This is a genomic window from Dietzia sp. E1 (assembly GCF_014145015.1).
Taxonomy (GTDB): domain Bacteria; phylum Actinomycetota; class Actinomycetes; order Mycobacteriales; family Mycobacteriaceae; genus Dietzia; species Dietzia cinnamea_A.
This window is the reverse complement of record NZ_JAALDU010000177.1, coordinates 1-3,221: the sequence shown is the minus strand read 5'-3', so window position 1 is coordinate 3,221 and position 3,221 is coordinate 1. Positions and strand designations below refer to the sequence as shown.

Here is a 3,221-nt window from a genome sequence, read left to right as displayed (position 1 = left end):
GCAGAACGCTAGAACAGCGTCAACTTGTGGAAGTCAGGCCCGATGAGGCGCGTGGCGGCGGCCTCGTGGATGTCGGACGCCGTCCCCTCGTAGTTCTTGGCCCGGAAGACGGGCACCGTGCCGGTGTACTCGAAGACCGGCCGCAGGGGCCCGCGGAACAACGGGTCCTTGGTCAACCCGGTCCCGCTCGCCAGGAAGCGGATCCGCCGGTCGAACAGAGCCGCCGCGAGCACGGTGGGGTCGTGCGCGGACGGGTGGTTGACGGCCACGACGATCCCCACGCCGTCGGAGTGCAGGCGGTGCAGGCGCGCGACGGTGTCGTCGGCGATCCGCAGCCGCGGACGGTAGACGGCGTCCACCAGCGCCAGCAGCGGGTAGGTGAACCAGTCCCGCCGCCGACCGGGCCCGTAGAAGTCGTACACGGCCTCCCAGTTGGCCACGGTCACCTCGGGCCGCCGCCGCCTGTTCATGGAGCCAGCCTGTTCATCCCCCCAGTCTCGCCGAGCCGATGCGGCAGCGCACGCCGATTGCGGCATGCTCGATGACATGACTGACCTGTCCGGTCCGGCCGGCCCCCGCCTGCTACTGGTCGCGCACGGGACCCGGTCCGCCACCGGCCGCAGGGTGCTGGGCCGGATTCTGCTCGAGGTGCGCAAGCAGCTCGTCGGGGTGGACTGCCGACTCGCCTGGGTGGACGTCCAGGAGCCGGGGCCCGGGAAGATCCTCGCGGACGGCGTGCCGACGGTCGTGGTGCCCGCCTTCCTCGCGCGCGGGTTCCACGTCGTGCACGACGTCGGGCAGGCGTGCCGCGAGGCGCCCGGCCCCGTCGTGCAGACTCCGCACCTGGGCGCCGAGCCCGAGCTCGTACGCGCGCTCGTGCAGCGGCTCGCCGAGGCCGGGGCCATGGGCGCGTTCGGTGCCGACGCGGTCGTCCTGGGCGCGGCCGGCAGCAGCGACGCGTCGTCGGTCGCGGAGACCCGCGTGCTGGCCGGGCGCCTCGCCGAGCTGCTCCGCACGCCCGTGACAGCGGCATTCGCGTCCTCGGCGAGCCCGAGGGTCGCCGAGGCGGTCTCGACGCTGCGCGCCGACGGGCACCGTCGGATCGCCGTCGCGACGCACCTGCTCGCGCCGGGATTCTTCGCGGATCGCCTGGCCGCCGCGGGCGGGGATATCACCTCTCCGCCATTGGGTGCGCACCCGGAGATCATCGATCTGATCGCGCGGAGATATCGCGAGAATTCCGCGTCAATCGGCGGCTGAGAACACCGTGGAAGTGCACGCCGGACACCTGTGAATCGACTTAAAGGGTCAGCGTCGCAAACATTTCCGCCGATCTGTTCCCAAACGTAGTATGTGCGGATTGTGAATTGTTTGTGCATAATGTCCTCGAAAGAGGGCCAGCCGGAACAGGGAGAAGAAGCGCATGGCACAACAGTTCCAGGTTCAGTACATCGACGACCTCGACGGAACGGATCTCGGCACAGAAGCCAATTCCATTTCGTTCGCGTTTGACGGCAAGGAATACACGATCGACCTCAGCGATGAGAACGCCGCGAAGTTCCGTGAGGTCATGGCGCCGTACGTCGAGAACGGCCACCGGGTGACCTCGAACAAGGCCAAGCCGGCACGCCGGACGGCGAGCAAGTCGTCCTCGTCGGGTGAGACCAAGGCCATTCGTGAATGGGCGCGGAACAACGGATACGAGGTCTCCGACCGCGGCCGAATTCCCGCCGACATCATGGACGCGTACGCCGCGGCCAACTGACCGGGTGCCCGCGCATGCCGGTCGGCCGGGCCAGCGTGCAATGGGCTCTGGTGACGAGAACTGAATCACATTGCCGGATTGGACGCTTTTCGTAAGAACTGTCTTCTCTCCGGCGAGAAAAGGACCGACGCCCCGTATGGGTCTAGGTCCTTTTCCTATTGCGTGCCTCACGCCACGGCAGGGTCAACTCGTGACGTATTACACCCGGCGTTTCGGCCGCCCTGACGGTCAGAGCCGCTCGACCGGCGCGTCCAGATGGGGCAGTATCCCCGCGACGAGACCGGCGCGGATGCCCGAGTAATTCGGCCCGCGCAGCGAGGCCAGTTCCGCGGCCACGGCGACGGCCCGGTCGAGGACCGACTCGGCGTCGACGGCCTCGTGCGCGATCCCGGCCGAGACGGCCTCGGCGGCGGGGTAGCGGCGGGCGGTGAGCATCGCGGTGGACGCCACCGGGTGACCGAGGCGGGTCGTCACGAGCGCGTTCATGCCCGCCGGGAACGGCATCCCCAGCCTCGCCTCGGGAAGGTTCCAGTAGCCGCGGTCAGACCGCATCACCCGGTGATCGTGGCTCACCGCGAGCATCGCCCCGGCGCCGAACGCGTGACCGTTGACCGCCGCGACCGTCGGCAGCTCCAGCCGCAGCACCCGGGCGAACAGCCGCTGCACCCGCGTCACGTACGCGGGCAGCCCCGCGGGGTCCGAGGCGACGACCCCCAGATCGAGCCCGTTGGAGTAGAACCGCCCGGCGCCCGTGGTGACCAGCGCGGCCGGGCCCTCGGAGGCCTCGACCTCGTCGAGCGCGGCGTCGAGCGAGTCGAGGAGGTCCGGCGAGAAGACGTTCTCGGGATTGCCGGGCTCGGCTGTCGGCTCGGTGGTGGTCGGCTCAGTGTCCATCAGCTCCGAGAAGCGCAGGACGAAGACGCTGCCATGACGGCTCAGGGTGGTCATGGACCCAGCCTAGGCCGCCCCGGCAGACGGGCGGGTAACACTGTCTCAGCAGGTGCGGAGCCGGCGTGACGGCACTGTCGCGACGCCCGTATCACGGTGTCCCGCCGACACGCCACGCCGGTATGACGGCGAACTCGTCGTCGTCGTCGTACCCTGCCGGGGTGACCCCTTCCTCGACGCGTGCCTCCACCCACGCCCAGTACGACGACTCGCTGCGCCGGGGGATCCTCGACGAGGCCACCAGGCGGCTCCGCGACGCGCCCCCGGAGACGCTCGGACTGCGGCCCCTGGCCGCCTCCCAGGGCACCTCCACCACGGCGATCTACACGATGTTCGGCGGCAAGGCCGGACTGCTCGCCGCGGTCGCGCACGAGGCCGACAGCCAGCTCGCCGCCGCCCTGCGCGACGCCCTGCGGCACGACAGCGTCGAAGGCGACGTCCGGTCCCTGTGCCGCGCCTACCGCCTGTGGGCGCTCGAGAACCAGGGGCTCTACGGCCTCGTCGTGGG

Annotated in this window: 5 protein-coding genes; 3 read left to right on the top strand and 2 right to left on the bottom strand. The window is 70.0% G+C overall.

Annotation, left to right across the window (positions count from 1 at the left end; all coding sequences use genetic code 11):
- Window positions 1-8: 8 nt before the first annotated feature.
- Entirely contained in the window at window positions 9-470 is a 462-nt protein-coding gene (locus G6030_RS07280) for a hypothetical protein (protein WP_241724226.1), read from the bottom strand.
- Window positions 471-546: 76 nt separating this feature from the next.
- Between G6030_RS07280 and G6030_RS07275 the strand changes: the two genes are divergently transcribed.
- Together G6030_RS07275 and G6030_RS07270 are read left to right on the top strand one after the other, a co-directional pair.
- Window positions 547-1,260 (top strand): CbiX/SirB N-terminal domain-containing protein, encoded by a 714-nt coding sequence (locus G6030_RS07275; RefSeq protein WP_241724225.1) that lies wholly within the window; start codon window positions 547-549, stop codon window positions 1,258-1,260.
- Between the two features lie 163 nt (window positions 1,261-1,423).
- The gene (locus G6030_RS07270) at window positions 1,424-1,765 is read left to right on the top strand and encodes an Lsr2 family protein (protein WP_182642662.1); all 342 of its coding nucleotides are present in this window, start codon (window positions 1,424-1,426) and stop codon (window positions 1,763-1,765) included.
- Between the two features lie 228 nt (window positions 1,766-1,993).
- Here G6030_RS07270 and G6030_RS07265 read toward each other — a convergent pair whose 3' ends face one another.
- Window positions 1,994-2,713 (bottom strand): enoyl-CoA hydratase/isomerase family protein, encoded by a 720-nt coding sequence (locus G6030_RS07265; protein ID WP_182642661.1) that lies wholly within the window; start codon window positions 2,711-2,713, stop codon window positions 1,994-1,996.
- 161 nt (window positions 2,714-2,874) lie between these two features.
- Here G6030_RS07265 and G6030_RS07260 point away from each other — a divergent pair.
- Window positions 2,875-3,221: TetR/AcrR family transcriptional regulator (locus G6030_RS07260; protein WP_347238601.1), on the top strand; the 347-nt coding region annotated here is incomplete at its 3' end.